The organism is Lacinutrix sp. MEBiC02404, assembly GCF_053601575.1.
Genome location: NZ_JBSHNV010000019.1, coordinates 1 through 283 on the forward strand (window position 1 = coordinate 1; position 283 = coordinate 283).

At 43.1% G+C, this 283-nt stretch carries 1 protein-coding gene; it reads left to right on the forward strand.

Annotated elements, in window-relative coordinates:
- Window positions 1-283: hypothetical protein (locus ACVCXO_RS00085; RefSeq protein WP_452227568.1), on the forward strand; the 283-nt coding region annotated here is incomplete at both ends.

Sequence of the window (283 nt, forward strand, 5' to 3'; positions counted from 1 at the left end):
TTTTAACCTCCGGAAACGCAGCTTTTACTATGACAGCAACTTGTGATGGCGGAACCGCAAATATAACCGGAGATCTTGGCGGAAGCTTTACGTTTAATCCAATACCAACCGATGGTGCAACAATAAACGCAACTAGCGGAAAGGTAACTAATGGAATTTCTGGAACAACCTATACGATAGAATACGCAAGTCCAGGAACCTGCGGAACAAGTAGCACACAAACGGTAACTGTTTTAACTTTAGGAGATGCTTCTTTTAATACGACAGCAACTTGTGATGGCGG